16 protein-coding genes are annotated in these 17,525 nt (G+C 73.1%); 8 read left to right on the forward strand and 8 right to left on the reverse strand.

Going from position 1 to position 17,525, the window contains the following annotated elements:
- Positions 1-39 precede the first annotated feature (39 nt).
- The 6 genes from HD595_RS35560 to HD595_RS35585 are packed head-to-tail and all read right to left on the reverse strand — an operon-like array spanning position 40 to position 6,845.
- Positions 40-1,065, reverse strand: a complete 1,026-nt coding sequence (locus HD595_RS35560) for an N-acetylglucosamine kinase (protein ID WP_253776843.1) — start codon at positions 1,063-1,065, stop codon at positions 40-42.
- Entirely contained in the window at positions 1,062-2,330 is a 1,269-nt protein-coding gene (locus HD595_RS35565) for a 6-phospho-beta-glucosidase (protein WP_253776845.1), read from the reverse strand. The genes HD595_RS35560 and HD595_RS35565 overlap by 4 nt, the downstream gene beginning before the upstream one ends.
- Positions 2,327-3,223 carry a carbohydrate ABC transporter permease gene (locus HD595_RS35570; protein ID WP_253776847.1) on the reverse strand — a complete coding sequence of 299 codons (897 nt, stop codon included), beginning with the start codon at positions 3,221-3,223 and terminating at the stop codon, positions 2,327-2,329. The genes HD595_RS35565 and HD595_RS35570 overlap by 4 nt, the downstream gene beginning before the upstream one ends.
- A complete protein-coding gene (locus HD595_RS35575) occupies positions 3,220-4,161 on the reverse strand; it encodes a carbohydrate ABC transporter permease (protein WP_253776849.1) in 942 nt (313 codons plus the stop codon). Before HD595_RS35575 ends, HD595_RS35570 begins: the two co-directional genes overlap by 4 nt.
- A 2-nt stretch (positions 4,162-4,163) precedes the next feature.
- Positions 4,164-5,507 (reverse strand): extracellular solute-binding protein, encoded by a 1,344-nt coding sequence (locus tag HD595_RS35580; RefSeq protein ID WP_253776851.1) that lies wholly within the window; start codon positions 5,505-5,507, stop codon positions 4,164-4,166.
- Between the two features lie 36 nt (positions 5,508-5,543).
- A complete protein-coding gene (locus HD595_RS35585; RefSeq protein WP_253776853.1) occupies positions 5,544-6,845 on the reverse strand; it encodes an ROK family transcriptional regulator in 1,302 nt (433 codons plus the stop codon).
- A gap of 356 nt (positions 6,846-7,201) precedes the next feature.
- Here HD595_RS35585 and HD595_RS35590 point away from each other — a divergent pair, with 356 nt between their 5' ends.
- The 7 genes from HD595_RS35590 (at position 7,202) to HD595_RS35620 (ending at position 15,486) form a co-directional block, all read left to right on the forward strand.
- Complete coding sequence (locus HD595_RS35590) at positions 7,202-9,361, forward strand: HelD family protein (protein WP_253781421.1); 2,160 nt, start codon at positions 7,202-7,204, stop codon at positions 9,359-9,361.
- 669 nt (positions 9,362-10,030) lie between these two features.
- Entirely contained in the window at positions 10,031-11,875 is a 1,845-nt protein-coding gene (lnt, locus tag HD595_RS35595) for an apolipoprotein N-acyltransferase (protein WP_253776855.1), read from the forward strand.
- A gap of 20 nt (positions 11,876-11,895) precedes the next feature.
- A complete protein-coding gene (locus tag HD595_RS35600; RefSeq protein ID WP_425566347.1) occupies positions 11,896-12,621 on the forward strand; it encodes a polyprenol monophosphomannose synthase in 726 nt (241 codons plus the stop codon).
- 166 nt (positions 12,622-12,787) lie between these two features.
- Positions 12,788-13,288 carry an FxsA family protein gene (locus tag HD595_RS35605; protein WP_253776857.1) on the forward strand — a complete coding sequence of 167 codons (501 nt, stop codon included), beginning with the start codon at positions 12,788-12,790 and terminating at the stop codon, positions 13,286-13,288.
- A 233-nt stretch (positions 13,289-13,521) separates the two neighbouring features.
- Complete coding sequence (locus HD595_RS35610; RefSeq protein WP_253776859.1) at positions 13,522-13,857, forward strand: NUDIX hydrolase; 336 nt, start codon at positions 13,522-13,524, stop codon at positions 13,855-13,857.
- Between the two features lie 793 nt (positions 13,858-14,650).
- Positions 14,651-15,283 (forward strand): hypothetical protein, encoded by a 633-nt coding sequence (locus tag HD595_RS35615; protein ID WP_253776861.1) that lies wholly within the window; start codon positions 14,651-14,653, stop codon positions 15,281-15,283.
- Positions 15,280-15,486 (forward strand): hypothetical protein, encoded by a 207-nt coding sequence (locus tag HD595_RS35620; protein ID WP_253776863.1) that lies wholly within the window; start codon positions 15,280-15,282, stop codon positions 15,484-15,486. The genes HD595_RS35615 and HD595_RS35620 overlap by 4 nt, the downstream gene beginning before the upstream one ends.
- Here HD595_RS35620 and HD595_RS35625 read toward each other — a convergent pair.
- A complete protein-coding gene (locus HD595_RS35625) occupies positions 15,462-16,109 on the reverse strand; it encodes a class I SAM-dependent methyltransferase (RefSeq protein WP_253776865.1) in 648 nt (215 codons plus the stop codon). The genes HD595_RS35620 and HD595_RS35625 overlap by 25 nt on opposite strands.
- 115 nt (positions 16,110-16,224) lie before the next feature.
- Here HD595_RS35625 and HD595_RS35630 point away from each other — a divergent pair, with 115 nt between their 5' ends.
- Positions 16,225-16,779, forward strand: coding sequence for a TetR/AcrR family transcriptional regulator (locus tag HD595_RS35630; RefSeq protein WP_253776867.1), 555 nt, complete (start codon positions 16,225-16,227; stop codon positions 16,777-16,779).
- Positions 16,780-16,860: 81 nt separating this feature from the next.
- Here HD595_RS35630 and HD595_RS35635 read toward each other — a convergent pair whose 3' ends face one another.
- A complete protein-coding gene (locus tag HD595_RS35635; RefSeq protein WP_253776869.1) occupies positions 16,861-17,460 on the reverse strand; it encodes a CGNR zinc finger domain-containing protein in 600 nt (199 codons plus the stop codon).
- Positions 17,461-17,525 lie beyond the last annotated feature (65 nt).

A 17,525-nucleotide genomic window follows, 5' to 3' on the forward strand; every position in this document is an offset into this window, starting at 1 on the left:
ACAGCGGTCATGCCGGGCCGGTGACACCCGCCAGGCCGGTCATGCCGGGCCGGTGACACCCGCCAGGCGCCCGGCGGCCCCCTGAGGCTCGTAGCGGGCGCGCAGGCGGGCCTTGGCGGTCTCCGTCGCCCCCAGCCGCTCCAGCCCGTTCAGAGCGGCCCCCACGATCGGCGGGACCCCGCACACGACCACCTCGGCGTGCGGCGCCCGCGCCGCGAACCCCGCGTCGAGCAGCGCCGTCAGCAGCGGGTCGCGCGCCCGCAGGACCCCGCCGCCCAGCACCACCTCCGCCGGCGTCTCCAGCAGGCCGAGACGGCGCAGGCACACCTCGGCCATGACCACCACCTCCGCGGCCTGCCGCTCGACCAGTTCCACGGCCACCGCGTCGCCCGCCGCGGCGGCGGCGAACACCCCCGGGGCCAGCTCGTGCAGCCGCGCCCCGTCCACCCGGCCGAAGTGGACGCCCAGGACCAGCTCCTCCACCGTGTCCGTCCCGGCCCACTCCTTGACCACCTCCGCCAGCGCGGTGGCGGGGCCGCGGCCGTCCTCCGCGCGCACGGCGTGCCACAGCGCCTCCTCGCCCAGGCCCCCGCCGCCGCCCCAGTCGCCGCTGATCCGGCCGAGGGCGGGGAAGCGGGCCATCTCGCCGGTGGGGGAGACGCCGACCGCGTTGATGCCGGCGCCGCACACCACCGCCACGCCCCACGGCGCCGACGCACCGGCCCGCAGCAGCGCGAACGTGTCGTTGCGGACCACGACGTCCGGGCCGAGCCCCCGGGCGGCGAGCTCCCGGGCCAGCGCCTCCTCCTCGACCGGCAGGTCGGCGTTCGCCAGGTAGGCGGCCACGTGGTCGAACCCGCCGCCGCCCTCGCCCGGCGGCAGAGCGGCCAGCGCCTGCCGCACGGCCCGCTCGATCTCGCCGACCGCGGCCGCCACCCCGGCGCTGTGCGGCAGGAACGGCCCCGAGCGCGCCGTCGCCAGCACCTCGCCGTCCTCCGCGACCACCGCCACGTCCGTCTTGCTGTTGCCGCCGTCCACGGCGAGCAGGAGCCTGCGGCGGGTCACCGGCCCACCGTCCACGGCAGGTGGGCGCGGTTGGCCTCCAGCAGCAGCCCGGTCAGCTCCTCGGCGACCGCGTCCTGGCCGACCAGCGGGTGGGCGAGCAGGGCGTCGCGCACCCGGTCGGCGCCGCCGTGCAGCGCCGCCTCCAGGGCCAGCGTCTCGTACGCCGAGACGTGCGCGATCAGCCCCGCGTACAGCGGCTCGACGGGCCGCACCGGCAGCGGCACGGCACCGGCGGCGGTGACGGACGCGGGCACCTCGACCACCGCCTCCTCGGGCAGGAACGGCAGCGTCCGGCCGTTGCGCACGTTGACCACCTGGGGCGGGCCGTCCTCCCGGCCGCCGAGCAGCGCGGCCAGCAGGTCCACGGCCGCCTCCGAGTAGAAGGCGCCGCCCCGCCGCTCCAGCTCCTCCGGCTTGGTGACCACCGACGGGTCGGCGTACAGCTCCAGCAGGCGCGCCTCCACGGCGGACACCTCGGCGGCGCGCGGCGGCGCGGTCCGCTGCTCCGCCACCACCTCGTCGTGCGCGTAGTAGTAGCGCAGGTAGTACGACGGGACCGCGCCGAGCCGCCGGATCAGCTCCGGACGCAGGCCCGCCCCCTCGGCCAGCTCCTTCAGGTGCGCGTCGATGAGCGTGGGCAGCACGTCGGCCCCGTCGAGGCGCAGGGCGCGCAGCCAGGTGAGGTGGTTGAGCCCCACGTGGTCGAGCGTGATGCGCGACGGCGCGACTCCGAGCGCCGCCGCGGCGCGCCGCTGGAGGCCGATCGCCACGTTGCACAGGCCGATGGCGCGGTGTCCGGCGTCGAGCAGCGCCCGGGTGACGATGCCGACCGGGTTGGTGAAGTCGACGATCCACGCGTCCGGCGCGTGCCGGCGCACCCGCTCGGCGATGTCCAGCACGACCGGGACCGTGCGCAGCGCCTTGGCCAGGCCGCCCGCGCCGGTCGTCTCCTGTCCGACGCAGCCGCACCGCAGCGGCAGCGTCTCGTCCACCTCGCGGGCGGCCTGACCGCCGATCCGGAGCTGGAACAGCACGGCGCTCGCCCCGGCGACGCCCTCCTCGACCGACGAGCCGGCCGTCACCCGCGCCGGATGCCCGGCGTGCGCCAGCATGCGCCGCGCCATCCCGGCCACCAGGCCCAGGCGCCGCTCATCGGGGTCGATGAGCGCTATCTCGGTGAGGGGCAGCACGTCGCGCAGCCGCGCGAACCCGTCGATGAGCTCCGGCGTGTACGTCGAGCCGCCCCCGACCACGGCGAGTTTCAACCCTTGACTCCTGTCAGCGTCACGCCCTCGATGAAGACCCTCTGGGCGAAGAAGAACACGATGATGATGGGGGCCGTCACCAACAGGGTGGCGGCCATGGTGAGGTTCCACTGCACGCTGTGGAACGCCTTGAAGGTGGCCAGGCCCAGCGACAGGGTCCAGCCCTCCTGCTGCACGCCCGCGTACAGCAGCGGCCCGTAGTAGTCGTTCCAGCAGTAGAAGAACTGGAACAGCGCGACGGCGGCGATCGCCGGGCGGGCCATCGGCAGGATCACGCTGACCAGCGTGCGCAGCTCGGAGCAGCCGTCCACCCGGGCCGCGTCGGTGTACTCGCGCGGGATCGTCACGAGGAACTGGCGCAGCAGGAAGATGGAGAAGGCGTCGCCGAACAGCATCGGCAGGATGAGCGGCCACAGCGTGTCCGTCAGCCCGAGCCGCGCCCACACCAGGTAGACCGGCACCGCGACGACCTGCGGAGGCAGCATCATGGCCGCCACCACGAGCAGGAACGCCGCCTGCCGCCCCCGGAAGCGGAAGCGGGCCAGGGCGTAGGCCACCGGCACGGACGACACGAGCGTGAACAGCGTGCCGAGGCCGGCGTACAGCAGCGTGTTGGCCGTCCAGCGCAGCAGCTGCGACTTGGCGAACACGGTCGCGAAGTTGTCCCAGTTCCACGTCCGGGGCCACAGGTCGCTGGTCAGCGCCTGCTCGTCGGTCATGAGCGCGGTCAGCGCCAGGAACACCACGGGCGCCAGGAACATCAGCGCGAGCACGATCGCCAGCGCGTGCTGGGCGATCCAGACCAGCATCCGCCTGCGGCGGGCGGCGGTCCCCGCCTTGCGGGGCCGCGGCGCGGCGGCGGGACGGGTCGGAGCGGTCACGGTGGCGCTCATGCGGCCCCCTCGGAACGGCGGAACTGCCACAGCAGGAGCAGCGTGAACACCATCGACGCGGCGAACAGCACCAGGGCCAGCACGCAGGCGTACCCCATCTGGTAGTCGCGGAAGCCCGCCTGGAACAGCCACTGCGGCAGCGTCAGCAGCGACTCGTCGGGATAGCCCGGCGTGAACGTGCTGCCCGGCGAGTCGGTCACGCCCGACGCCACCCGGGAGGCGATCATCGCCTGCGCGAAGTACTGCACGGCGTAGATGACGCCCGTGACCGCCGAGAACATCAGGACCGGCGCGATCGACGGCAGCGTCACGCTGCGGAACTGCCGCCACGGGCCGGCCCCGTCGATCGCGGCCGCCTCGTACAGGTGCCGGGGCACGTCCAGCAGCGCCGCCATGAAGATGACCGCGATCTGGCCGCAGCTCCACACCGACAGCAGCGTGAGGCTCGGCTTCGACCAGGCCGGGTCGCCGAACCAGTCGGGGCCGGTGACGCCGAACAGGGCGAGGAACTGGTTCCACGGCCCCGTCGAGGGGTTCATGAGGAACACGAACGTGATCGTCCCGGCGGCCACCGGCACCAGCGACGGCAGGTAGAAGATCGTGCGGAACAGGCCGACTCCCGCCTTGAGCCGGACCACGAGCTGCGCCAGCCCCAGCGAGAACAGCGTCTGGACCGGCACCATGACGGCCACCAGCCACAGCGTGTTCTTGGCCGAGGTCACCACCCGGGGGTCGCGCAGCAGGTAGCGGTAGTTGTCCAGGCCGGCCCACTCCAGCGTGAACAGGTCGTAGTGGTGGAAGGAGAAGTAGACGGTGGCCAGCAGCGGGTAGACGAAGAAGACGGACACGCCGGCCAGCCACGGCGACAGCCACACGAGGGCGCGCAGGCCCTCGCGGCGCCGCCACCGGGACGGCGCGGCCGATGCGACGGACGCCACGCTCAGCTCCCCGACAGCTTGAGCTTGTCGTCGATCTGCCGGTCCACGGACCTCAGGCCGGCGTCCAGGTCGGGCACCGCGCCCTTCTCCCACTTGGTGAGGAACGTGGCCAGCGCCTCCTGGTTGAAGACGCTGTTGACGGCGGACGGCAGCGTCGAGGTCTTCGGGTGGGCGAAGATGTCGAGGAACGTCTGGAAGTTCGCGTCCTTGGTGAGCTTCGGCGAGTCCATGGCGGCCCGGGTCGTGGGCACGTTGCGCAGCGCGTTGGACAGCGTCACCAGGGAGTCGGTGTCGGTCGTGAGGTACTTGACCAGCTCCCACGCCTGCCGCGGGTTCCTGGCGCCCTTGGGCACGCCGATCACGGTGCCGGCGGTGAAGCCGCTGCCGTACAGCTCCGGCCTGGTGTCGGAGACCGGCATCGGGGCCGTGCCGTAGTCCATGTCCTTGGCCTTCGGGTCGCCCGCGATCATCGCGTTGCGCCACTCGCCGTCCACGATCATGGCGACCTTGCCGGTGAGGAACGGGTGCTCGGACCCCCACTCGTCGCCCAGGCCCTTGCGGAACTTCTCCAGCTTGTCGTAGCCGTACCAGTCGACGAGGTCCTTCTGCCAGCGCAGCAGCTCCTTCCACGCCGGGTCGGAGCCGATGGCCGAGGTGCCGTCGGTGTCGTACCACTTCGCGCCCACCATGGGGGCCAGGTGGCTGGGGGAGTTCTCGTAGTACTGGAAGCTCGGGATGAAACCGGCCACCTTGATGTCGCCGTTCGCGTCGCGCACCGTGAGCTTCTTGGTGAGCGCGGTCAGCTCCGACAGCGTCTTGGGCGGCGGGTTCCCCTTCATCAGGGCCTTGTTGTAGTAGAGGCCGTACGCGTCGGCCAGCAGCGGCAGCGTGCAGCGCTTGCCGGCGTACTCGGTGTAGGTGCGCGCCACCTGCGGCAGCACGCCGAGGTCGATGCCGTCCTGCGCGATGACGGGCGTGAGGTCCTGGAACGATCCCGACCTGCACCATTGGGCGACGTTGTCGGTGGTGAACGAGGCCGCCACGTCGGGGGCCTTGCCGCCGCGGATGGCCTGGGTGATCTGGTCGTCCTGGACGCCCTTGACGGCCTTGACGGTGATCTGGGGGAACTTCCGGTTGAATCCGGCGATGGCGTCCTCGAACGCCTTCACCTCGGCGGGCGTGGAGAATCCGTGCCACAGTTCGAGGGTGGCCGCCGGGAGGGAGCTCGCGGCCGAGCCGGCGGGCCCGGGGCGGGCGCCGAGCGACGGCGCCGCCTCCTTGCCCGCGGTGCAGGCGGTCAGCGCCAGGGCCGTGAGCCCGGCGACCGCGAGGGGGACGATGCGCACGGGGGGTGCCTCCTGATCATGGGGGGACGGTGGAGTTCACAACGGGGTCGCGCCGGCCCGCGCGTTGTCCGGCGTGAAGCCGAAGACCTCGGCGCGGGCCAGGTCGAGGGCGAGGTCGAGGGCGCCGGCGAGCACCGGGCCGCCCTCGACGGACGACAGCCGCAGCCGCGGCCGGGGGATGGTGAGGGCGTGCAGTTCGTGCTCGACCAGCTCGCGCAGCGTCTCGCCGCCGGCCATCACCATGCCGCCGGCCAGCACGATGAGACCGGGGTCGAGGACGGAGGTGATCGCGGCCAGGCCCACCGCGAGGCGGGCGGCGATGTCGCGCAGGCCGGCCCGGGCGTCCTCGGCCCGCCGCGCCTCGGACTCGGCCGCGCGTCTTGCCGTGGCGGACTCGGCCGTGCGTTGTGCTGCGGCGGACTCGGCCGCGCGTCTTGCCGTGGCGGACTCGGCGGCGCGTACCGCGTTGGCGATGGCCTGCCGGAAGTCGGCGCCGCGCACGCCGTACGAGCGCAGCAGCCGCAGGACGGCGGGGCCGCCGGTGAGCGCCTGGTAGCCGTGGTTGGCGTAGCGCCCCGCCTCGCGGGCCGTCGGCGCGCCGGGCGTGGGCATGTAGCCGACCTCGCCGGCGCCGCCCGTGGCGCCGCGGTGCAGCCGCCCGCCCAGCACCACGGCCGCGCCGATGCCCTCGTCGGCCCACAGCAGCACGAAGTCGGGATGGCCGCGGGCGGCGCCGTGGGCCTGCTCGGCCAGCGCGGCGAGGTTGACGTCGTTCTCCACGGCGACGGGCACGCCGAGCCCCTCCGAGAGCGCCGGCACGAGGCCGGGGATCTGCCAGCCGGGCATGTCCTTGGCCGTGGCGTACCCCAGGGCGCCCGTGGACGGGTCCAGGGCGGCCTGGACGCCGATGACCACCTGGCGCAGTGGGCCGGGCGGGCTCGCGCCCTCCAGGGCCGCGTTGAGCCGCTCGACCAGCTCGCCGCCGGGGCGGCGCGGCGTGGGAAGGGTGTACTCGCCGACGACGGTGCCGGTGATGTCGGCGACGCGCGCCTCGATGCGGTCCGGGGTGACGTCGAGCGCGCCCACGTACGCGGCGGCGGGGTTGATCCGGTAGACCTCGGCCGTGCGGCCCGGCAGGCCCTCGCGCACGCCGTCCAGGACGACCAGGCCGGCCTCCTGGAGGCGGGCCAGGAGCTGGGAGGCCGTCGGCTTGGACAGGCCGGTCAGGGTGCCGATCTCGGGGCGGGTGAGCGGCCCGCGGTCCAGGAGGACCCGCAGGGCGGCGCGGTCGTTGATGGCGCGCAGCAGACTCGGGGTCCCGGGGACCGGACCGCTCACGTGGGCTCCTTCGGCATTAGGAGTTAGGAAACTTTCCTAACTCAATGCGAACGTAAGGAGTCGGCGGGGTCCTGGTCAAGAGCCGCAACCAAGCCGTGACCGTACCTGGGCGAGGGGATGGCGCGGAAAGATGGGAGTGCCTCAACAGGCGTGCTAGTGTCGTCGTTTGTCGCAACAACAAGCAGAATGGCCCGGAGTGTCCCATTAACAACAATAATGGTCTGGCGGCAACCCGTCAAACGGAGCTCGCCAGGGAGCAGGAGTACGTCGCCCGCCTCTACGAGCGGCTCGACACGTTGCGTGACCGCACCCAGCGTCAGCTCAAGGAGGTGCTGGCCACGGGTGCCGTGGGAACGATGCAGAACCGCTCCGAACGCGACACCTTCGCCGGCATGTACGCCTCCCGGCTGGCCCGGCTGTGGGCGGTCGAGCGGGGCCTGGTCTTCGGCCGCCTCGACCACGTCGAGGAGGGCCGCCTCTACATCGGCAAGCTCGGCATGACGGACGACGAGCAGGACCGGCTGCTCATCGACTGGCGCGCGCCCGTCGCGCAGCCCTTCTACCGCGCCACCCCGGCCGCGCCGATGGGCCTCACCCGCCGCCGGCACCTGCAGACCAAGGGCCGCGTCGTCGTCGGCGTCGACGACGACCTGCTCGACCTCGACGCGCTCAGCGACGACGACCGCGCCACGCTCAACGGCGAGGCCGCGCTGCTCGCCGCGCTCGACGAGCAGCGCACCGGCCGCATGCGCGACATCGTCGCCACCATCCAGGCCGAGCAGGACCGCGTCATCCGCTCCGACCTCAACGGCGTCCTCGTCGTCCAGGGCGGCCCCGGCACCGGCAAGACCGTCGTCGCCCTGCACCGCGCCGCCTACCTCCTCTACACCCACCGCGAACGGCTGGAGCGGCGCGGCGTCCTCGTCCTCGGCCCCAACCCGACGTTCCTGCGCTACATCGAGCAGGTCCTGCCCTCTCTCGGCGAGAACGACGTGCTGCTGTCCACGGTCGGCGAGCTCTACCCCGGCCTGACCGCCACCGCCCGCGAGCGGCCCGAGGTCGCCGCGGTCAAGGGCGACGCGCGGATGGCGGAGGTGATCGCCCGGGCGGTCCGCGACCGGCAGCGGGTGCCGCGCAAGCCGATCGAGCTGGACCTCGGCCGCCACGCCCTGACCATCGACCGCGCCATGCTCGACGCGGCCCGCAACAAGGCCACCCGCTCGCGCCGGCCGCACAACCAGGCCCGCGCGGTCTTCGTCCGCTCGCTGCTCAACGCCCTCGCCCGGCAGGCCGCCCGCAAGCTCGGCAAGGGCCTCATCGAGGAGGACGAGCTGGCCGACCTGCGCGAGGAGCTGCGCACCGAGCCGGCGGTCAAGTCCGCGCTCAACCGGCTGTGGCCGTACCTCACCCCGCAGCGGCTGCTGCTCGGCCTGTACGGCTCGCCCGAACGGCTGGGCCACGCCGCCGCCGCGCTCACCCCGGAGGAACGCGCGCTGCTGCGCCGCGACGGCGGCGCCCCCTGGACCGAGTCGGACGTGCCGCTGCTGGACGAGGCCGCCGAGCTGCTCGGCGAGATCGACGAGCAGGTGCTGCGCGCCACCGCGCTGCAGGCCGAGGAGGAGCTGGCCGCCGCCCGCCGGGCCGAGGAGCACGAGCGTGAGGCCGAGCTGGCCTACGCGCGCGAGGTGCTGGAGCTGACCGGCCTGTCCGACGTCATGGAGGCCGAACGGCTGGCCGAGCGCCAGCGCGGCGAGGGCCCCTACCTCACCACCGCCGAGCGCGCCGCCGCCGACCGCGCCTGGGCCTACGGGCACGTCATCGTGGACGAGGCGCAGGAACTGTCGCCGATGGCGTGGCGGGCCGTCATGCGGCGCGTCCCGACCCGGTCGATGACCATCGTCGGCGACGTCGCCCAGACCGGGTCCGCGGCCGGCGCCCGTTCCTGGGGCGAGGTGCTCGACCCGTACGTGGCCGGGCGGTGGCGCCAGGAGCGGCTCACCGTCAACTACCGCACCCCGGTCGAGCTCATGGAGGTCGGCGCCCGGGTGCTGGCGGCCATCGACCCGTCGCTGGAGCCGCCCGCCTCGGTGCGCGAGACCGGAGCGCGGCCGTGGGCGGCGCCGCTCGCGGAGCTGCCCGAGCTGGTCAAGGCGGAGGCCGCCGAGGGGGGCAAGGTCGCCGTCGTCGCGCCCGACGCGCTGCTGGCCGCCATCGGCGAGGCCGTCTCCCGGGCCGTGGACGGCGCGGTCGTCGTCGCGCCCGGCTCCGGCCGCAGCGGGGGAGCGGCGGCCCTCGACGCACCGGTGGCGGTCATGGGCGTCGCGGAGGCCAAGGGGCTGGAGTTCGACTCGGTGATCGTGGCCGAGCCGGGCCGCGTCGTGGCCCAGTCGCCGCGCGGGCTCAACGACCTGTACGTCGCGCTGACCCGGGCCACGCGCCGGCTGGGCGTCGTCCACGAGGAGCCGCTGCCAGAGCCGCTGGAAGGCCTGCCGGCGCGGGGACAGGCGGGCCGCTAGCCGCAAGGACATCTACCGACAAATGGTCTTTAGGGCGCTTGGGGGCGGCAGGCCAAGCATGTCCTACCTGCGAAAACTTGATGTTCCCGCTGATCGGGACACGGTTGACATCTGAGGTGGAGTCGGTAGTTTGCTGCGCAGTCCAGCACGGGACTTGGCCGGTTGGCCGTCTCTGACATCGTCGGATCCTGCGTCCGTGACGGAGCGTGACTCCGTCCACACAGCCAGGTGCAGGGCCGTCGGTCCGTCGAGTCGGGGCACCCCAGCCGGGCGGGGGGTTGGACCCGGGACGGGCCCGGTAGCCCAGTAGACAACGGAATTCCGCGCTCGCCGCCGACGAGACGGGTCCGGTCCGAAGGGTTTCCGGGCCCTCTTCCCGCTCTCGTGCGCAGGATCGCCATCAGCGCCGGGTGGTCCCACGGCTCCGTCTGACCGGGGATCACCCAGCCGCTCCCAGCCTCGCCACCCGCGATCCGCCCCCCGCCCGCCCGTCGCCACGCCCCGGCACGGGGCTGTTCCCCCTGCCTGGGACCCCTATTCTCGGAGGGGGACGCGCCTCGCGACCGCACGGTCGCCCAGGAGCGGTACCGTTTCGGCAAGAACGCGTTTCGCCCCGGGCACCAGCGGGGCTCCGCGGGGACCGCCCGCGGCGGAAGGGGAGCAGGCGGAGTGGCGAAGGAAAGGACGGGCCTACCGCCCACCGGCGGCGATTCCCCACGCCCCCGTCCCACCACCCCGGCCTCCGCCCGCACGGGCGCCGTCACGGACGTCGTGTCCCCCGACCCCGCGGACACCATGTCCGACGCTCCGCCCGGTTCCGACGCTCTGCCCGGCGACCGCGCGGGCACCGCCTCCGAGCCGCCCGCGAGCACCCCGCCCTCCGGCAGCCCCGCCGAGCCGGCCGAGAGCACCCCGACCCCCGGCAGCTCCGCCGAGGGGGCCGTGCGGCGGCCCGAAGGCCCCGCACGGGAGCCCGCGCTCGTCCTGCTCGCCCGGGTGGTCGCCGCGGCCGCGGGCGGTGTGCTGCTGTACCTCGCCTTCCCGCCGCTCGGCTGGTGGATCACCGCGCCGCTCGGCATCACGCTCGTCGTCGCCTCCCTGTACGGCGCCCGCCCCCGCCGCGCCGCCTGGCTCGGCTACCTGGCCGCCGCTGTCTTCCTCGTGCCCACGCTCTCCTGGGTGCGCACCATCGGCGACGACGTGTGGGCGATGCTCGTGGCGGTGGAGAGCCTGTTCTACGCCGGGATGGCCGCCCTGGCGGCGCCGGTGTTCCGGCTGCGGTGGTGGCCGCTGTGGTTCGCCGGGCTGTGGCTGGCCATGGAGTGGGCGCGCGGGCTGGTGCCCATCGGCGGCTTCCCGTGGGCGCGGCTGGCCTTCAGCCAGGGCGAGTCGGCCTACACGCGCTTCGCCGCGCTCGGCGGCGCCCCGCTCGTGTCGTTCGCCGTCGTGCTGTCCGGCGCGCTGCTGGCCCACGCCGTGGTCAGCCACCTCCTTCCGGCGTACGCCGCCCGTCCCGCGCGGGCCGGGGCGGCGCGGAAGGTGGCGCCGGTCGCGCTCGCGGTGGCGGTGCCGGCGCTCACGCTCGCCGTGCCACACCCCGGCGACGAGGGCCGCACCGTCAACGTCGGCATCGTGCAGGGCAACGTGCCCGGCCGCGGCATGTACGCCCTGGGCGACGAGCCGGCCGTCGTGCTGAAGAACCACTCCGCCGAGACCGAGCGCCTGGCCGCGGCCGTGCGGGCGGGCAGGCTGCCCCGCCCCGATCTCGTCGTGCTGCCGGAGAACTCCACCGACATCGACCCGTACCGCGACGCGTTCGCCCGCGCGACCATCGACGCCTCGGTCAAGGCCGTGGGCGTGCCCACCCTGGTCGGCGCGGTCGTGGCCATCGGCGACACCGAGCGCGCCACCCGCAGCCTCGTCTGGGACCCGGTCACCGGGCCCGGCGCCCACTACGACAAGCAGAACCTGGTGCCCTTCGGCGAGTACACCCCGTTCAAGGACATCGTGCTCGCGCTGTGGGATCGGGCGAGCCTGGTCGGCCGGCAGTCCGTGCCCGGCACCAGGCCGGGCGACCTGAAGATGGGGCCCGTGACGGTCGGCGCGGTCAACTGCTACGAGGTGGCCTACGACGGCACCGTCCGCGGCACCGTGCGCACCGGGGCGAGCCCGATCGTGGTGCAGACCAACAACGCCTCCTACGCGCTGTCCAACCTGCCGCCCCAGCAGCTCGCGATGTCGCAGATCCGGGCCGTCGAGCACAACCGCGCGGTCGTGACGGCCGCGACCACGGGGATCTCCGCGTACGTCACGCCTGACGGTAAGGTCTCCTGGCGTACCCGCGAGCTCGTCGCGGACATGAACGTGGTGACGGTGCCCGTGCGCACCCGCGAGACGATCGCCACCCGGGTCGGCGCGCTGCCCGAGTGGGCGCTCGCGCTGATGGGCGTGGCGGCCGTGGGCGTCGCCGTGTGGCGCGGCAGGCGGCAAGGCGACCGGACGGGGAAGGGCTGATCGTGGAGACTCTTGGCCGAGTGCTCATCATCGTGCCGACCTACAACGAGCGCGGCAACGTCCCGATGATCGTCGAGCGGGTGCGGGCCGCCCTGCCCGAGGCCCACCTGCTCGTCGTGGACGACAACAGCCCCGACGGCACCGGCGAGGTCGCCGACGCGCTCGCGGCCGAGGACGACCACGTCCACGTCCTGCACCGACCCGGCAAGGAGGGGCTCGGCGCCGCCTACATCGAGGCGTTCCGCTGGGGCCTCGGCGAGGGCTACAACGTGCTGGTCGAGATGGACGCCGACGGCTCCCACCAGCCGGAGGAGCTGCCCAAGCTGCTGGAGGCGCTGGCCGGCGGCGCCGACCTGGCCATCGGCTCGCGCTGGGTGCCCGGCGGCGAGGTGGTCAACTGGCCCGCCTCCCGCGAGCTGCTCTCGCGCGGCGCCAACATCTACACCCGGATCATGCTGGGCCTCGCCGTCCGCGACGCGACCGCGGGCTTTCGCGCCTACCGGGCCGAGACGCTCGAGAAGATCGGCCTGGCCGACGTCGAGTCGCAGGGCTACTGCTTCCAGGTCGACCTCACCCTGCGCACCGCGCGCCACGGGCTGCGGGTGGCCGAGGTGCCGATCACGTTCGTGGAACGGACCGTCGGCACCAGCAAGATGAGCCGGCGCATCATGACGGAGGCGTTCTGGCGGATCGCCGTGTGGGGTTTCACCGGCCTGCCGGCCCGCTTCAGCAGGAGACGCACCTGACGCCCGTTCCGGCGGCCGGTTACGGCGGGAGACGGACCTGATGGCCGTTCCGGCGGGAAAGGGACCTGATGGCCGTTCCGGCAGGAGATGCACCTGATCGCGGAACGCGGCGGCCCCGCCGGTCGTTGTTCCTTCCGTACGCGCGTGTGCTGAAATCGAGGAAACGATGCGGCTCCTGCTGTTCCTGGCCTTCCTGGTCGTCCCCGTCCTGGAGATCTGGCTGCTCATCCAGGTCGGCTCGGTCATCGGCGGCTGGCCGACCGTGGCCCTGCTGATCGCCGACAGCCTGCTCGGCGCCTGGCTCGTGCGCCGCGAGGGCCGGCGCGCCTGGCGGGCCCTGCGGGAGGCCCTCGAGTCCGGGCGCATGCCCGACCGCGAGCTGGCCGACGGCGCGCTCATCCTCGTGGGCGGCGCGCTGCTGCTGACCCCCGGCTTCTTCACCGACATCGCCGGGTTCCTGTGCGTGCTGCCGTTCACCCGGCCGCTGATGCGCCGCCTCGGGTCGTGGTTCTTCGACCGCCGGGTCAAGCGCATGGCCGCCGCCTCACCGTACGCGCAACTGTTCCCGGAGCAGTTCCCGGGCACGCCCGACGCGGGGACGGCCGGCCCCGCGCGCGGCGGGAAGGTCGTCCACGGCGAGGTCCTGCGCGAGGACCGCGAAGCCTAACCCGCCTGCTGGGGGAGCTTCGAAGGCGAAAGGCATGGTCCTTCGCGGAAGGCGCTTCGCGCCACGGGGCTCCGGGCAGCGCTCCGTGGGGGCAAGCCCCCACACCCCCGCCTGGGGGTCTTCCGACCCCCAGGCCCCCGGTCCGTGGGCCGGCTCGCTTCCGGGTTGTTCGACTATGGCGAAGGCATGAGGTGAGCCAGGAGCGGAGCGGTCACGGTCGCCACGCTTCCACGGTGAGCTTCGAGGACGCTCTGCGACGCGTTCTGCACGAGCAATGCGGCATCGAGGTGACGATCGGTCCGCTCCTTCACATCGACCGGACAAGCGACCACGATGAATACGTGTTCGTGGCCCATCTCGTAGACCACGGCGACCTACGCCGCAGTTGCGATGGGCGTTCCGGCATTCCAGCGCCCAACGGTTGTTTCTGGGATGGCATCGAACTCACCCCTGCCGCCATCCATGCCGCCAACTTCATGCCCGAGGGGATCGGCGCGCTGTTCGCCGGGCACCTCCGTCATGGTCGGCCTCCGTGGACCCTGAGCGACGTACGATCGCGGGGACTATGATCCCGCCGGCCACCGAAGAAGATCACCTTTGGCCTCGCTGGACCAGTGGCTTCGGTGGTGGGATTGCGCGACAAGGCAACCGATCCGCCGCACAAGCCCCATTATGGAATCTTGTGGCCTCGACAGCGGAGGGACCTGACTCGCTCCTGGAGAAGCGCCCGGGAAGGAGCCCCGCCATGCCCGCGGCCTGCCGGGCGGTCTTTGCGCGGATCGGCATCACTCCGCCCGCCCTCAGGCGTATGGCCGCAGGACTCGCCGTACTGGCCTCGCTGGCCACGGCCTGCGGCGGCGGAACGCACACCGCCCGCACTCCCACGTCGTTCACATCCCCGGGGCCGCTGCCGACCCGGCGGCTGACGCCGGTCTTCGCCGACCCGGAGACATGTCCTGAACCACCCCGCGAGAAGCGTGAGATCAAGCCTGCCGCCGCGCCGTCCGGCTGGGAGACGCTCTGGACCGAAGGCGCGCAGGGGACGGCGCTGATCGACGCGACCGTGACGGCGGACGGGACGATCTGGGCGGCCCACGCGGACACGTCCGGGCGGCACGTGCCGTGGCGCTGGAACGGCTTGAGCTGGACCCCCGTCGGGTTCCCCGAGGACCTCTCCGAGATCCAGACCGTGGCCGCCGAGTCGAAGGACCGCGCCTTGGTGTTCGGCAGGCGGGGCAACGACGGTTATGCCGCGAGTTACGAGGCAGGGCGGTGGCGGGTCGAGACCATCCCTGGGCAGGGTGGCTGGCCGTCGTTCACCTCCAGTGGCCCCTGGGTGGCCGACCACGAGCTGACCCGGCGATGGAACGGCGGCGCCTGGAGGCGGGCAGACTGTCCTTCCCGGTCCGGGCGCTGGCGAGCTTCGGCGCGGACATCTGGGCGGTCGGCGACTTCACCGCTGCCCGTTGGGACGGCGGCGGTTGGCAGAAGATCGGGATGCCGTCGTTGAGGGTGCCGGAGGACGCCTACGTGCTGTGGGACGACGTGGCTGTCCTCGGCAACGGTCACGCTTGGGTGTTCGGCCGAGCTTCCTGGGAGGAGGCGGGCCCGGTCAGGGACGACAACGAGCCATGGATCGTCTACCGGTCGTTCGGGCTGCGGTTCGCGGAGGGAAGCTGGCAGTGCGTCTGGGGTCTCGGCACTCGGGAGGCCGAGCCGGACGGCAAGGGCGGAATGTGGCTGGTGGCCGCTGACGATGAGCTGTGGCATCTGTCCGGCGACGGCCGTTGGACCAGGCAGCGGCTGCCGGTCCCGAGCGGCTGGTCGGCCTCGGTGAACAAGCTGGCCCTGCGGCCGGGGACCACCGAGGTGTACGCCGTGGGCTCGGCCGGGCCGCAGGACTCTTCCGGGCATGGGTTGAACGGGGTCCCGGTGAAGGCGAAGGCGAGGATGTGGCGGTTCCGTTCTGACGAAGGGAGGCAGGCGTCCCCATGAACAAGGCCCAGGCGGCGCGGGCGACGCTGATCCTTGTGCGGGGTGCGCCGATCGCCACCGAGGACATGTTCAGCAAAAGCTTCTCGTGGGCCGTCCGCGAACCTGGTTACGACAGCTCTGACGTGTCATGCCTCATCGCTCAGGTGGCCAGGGAAATCGATCGCCTGGTGCGACAGGTCTACGGCCGGGTGGCGCGGACGTAGTACAGCAGGTACGGCAGATCGCCCTCGGACTCCACCTGGAACCCGGCGTCCGGGACGAGCGTGCCGAGCAGGTCGCGGGGGTCATGCCGCATGGCCGGGCCGGACAGGGCGCCGACGAGGTGCCGGGCCAGGGGGTGGGCCGGTGGCCGGAACTCGGCGATGAGCAGCCGCCCGCCCGGTCGCAGGACGCGGAGCATCTGCCGCAGCGCCTCGGGCCGGGCCTCGACGGGTATGTGGTGCACGGCCAGGCTGGAGACGACCAGGTCGAACGAGCCGTCCGGGAACGGCAGGTCCTGCCCTTCGCCGGTGACGTAGGCGCAGTTGGCGGGGGCGTGCCGGGTGGCGTACTCGATCATGGCGGGGGACGGGTCGAGGCCGGTGACATGGCCGCTGGGCGTGACCACCGGGGCCAGGATCCGGCTCAGGTAGCCGGTGCCGCAGCCGACGTCGAGGACGCGATCCCCGGCTCTCGGCCGGGCGGCGGTGGCCACGCGCGTGAAGGCGGCGCGACGGCCGCCGAGGTACGCGACCGAGCTGAAGGCTTCGTACATCCGGGGGCGGTCGATGGTGCCGCCCGCCTCGGCGTGCTCGTCATGGTGGTGCAGCAGCTTTCCCAGGCCCATGGCAGTATCTCCCGAAGTTGAACAACCTGTTCGGTTATGAATGATGCGTTCATGATGGTGCGGGGTCAACGACCAGATCGGCCGTGCTGTGCCGTACTGAACAGGGAGTGGGAAAGTGTCCGGAGACCGGCGAGTGCGGCGTACGCGGCGCATGGTCCAGGAAGCGCTCGTGGCGCTGATCCTGGAGAAGGGCTACGAGGCGGTGACCGTCACCGACATCATCGCCCGCGCGGACGTGGGCCGCTCCACCTTCTACTCCCACTTCACCGACAAGCAGGACGTCCTGCTCAGCAACCTCGATGAGCTCGCCTTCCTGCGCCCTCCGTCGGGCGGTGGGCCGGGGGAGCTGTTCGCGTTCAGCCTGCCGATGTTCGAGCATGTGCGCGAGCAGGAGCGGCTCGTGCGAGCGCTGCTGGGACGGCATGGCGGCGGGACGGTGCACGCGTACGGGGAACAGGTGCTCGCCGGGCTCGTCAGAGACGACCTGCTCGCCGCGGGCGGGCGCGCGTCGGCCGCGCTCGACCTGATGGTGGTCTGTGTGGTCGGGGCGTTCATGGGACTGCTGCGGGCGTGGGTGGACGGGAGGACCGCCGCTTCGCCCGCCGAGCTGGACGCCGCCTTCCGCGCGGCCGTGGAGCCCGGCGTGCGGGCCGTGCTGGGTCGGCCCTAGCCGTGCGGGCCCTGCTGGGTCGGCCGTACCTCGTGCTGGGTCGGCCGTAGCCGTGCGGGTGAACCCGTGGGTGCGGTCGTGTCAGTCGGCCTTGGGGTGGGTGCGGCGGGCGTAGGCGCGAGCGGCGCGGGCGCGGTCGCCGCAGCGGACGGAGCACCAATGGCGGCGGCCGTGGCGCAGCAGGTAGCGGTTGCAGGGGGTGGAACCGCACGGGGTCAGGCGGTCGGCGTCGGGGCCGGTGAGGAGGTCGGCCGCGTTGGCCGCGATCGTCGCGAGCGCGCGGTCGAGGATCTCGTTCGTGGGGCACGGCGCCGCGCGGTAGGGGCCGCGTCGCTCGTCCCAGTACAGCAGGGCGGCGGAAGGGGCCCTGCTCAGCGCGTCGTTGACGGCGGACAGGGCAGCGGGCAGGGCGGGCAGGCCGCCGGACCGGGCGGCGAACAGCACTCTGAGGTGTTCGCGCAGCGAGCGCAACTGCGCCGCGCACATCTCCTGCACCCCGGCGTCCTCGGGGGCGAGGCCGCGCTCCGTGAGCCACCGGTTGGTCGCGCCGGGCGTGCCGAGGAGGTCGACGAAGTGACCTCCGGGCAGCGCGATCGCGCTGTTGACGAAGTCGAGGGCGAGGTAGTCGTCCGCGCCGGGCGCCGGCGGCAGCGCGGGCTCGGCGGTCAGGGGCTCGCTCATGCGTCTCATGTTACAGCTTGCGTTCATCCGTGAGACGGCACTACCGTCCTTCACGGATAAGCCAC

It is taken from the genome of Nonomuraea roseoviolacea subsp. carminata (assembly GCF_024172185.1).
In the GTDB taxonomy this organism is placed as follows: domain Bacteria; phylum Actinomycetota; class Actinomycetes; order Streptosporangiales; family Streptosporangiaceae; genus Nonomuraea; species Nonomuraea roseoviolacea.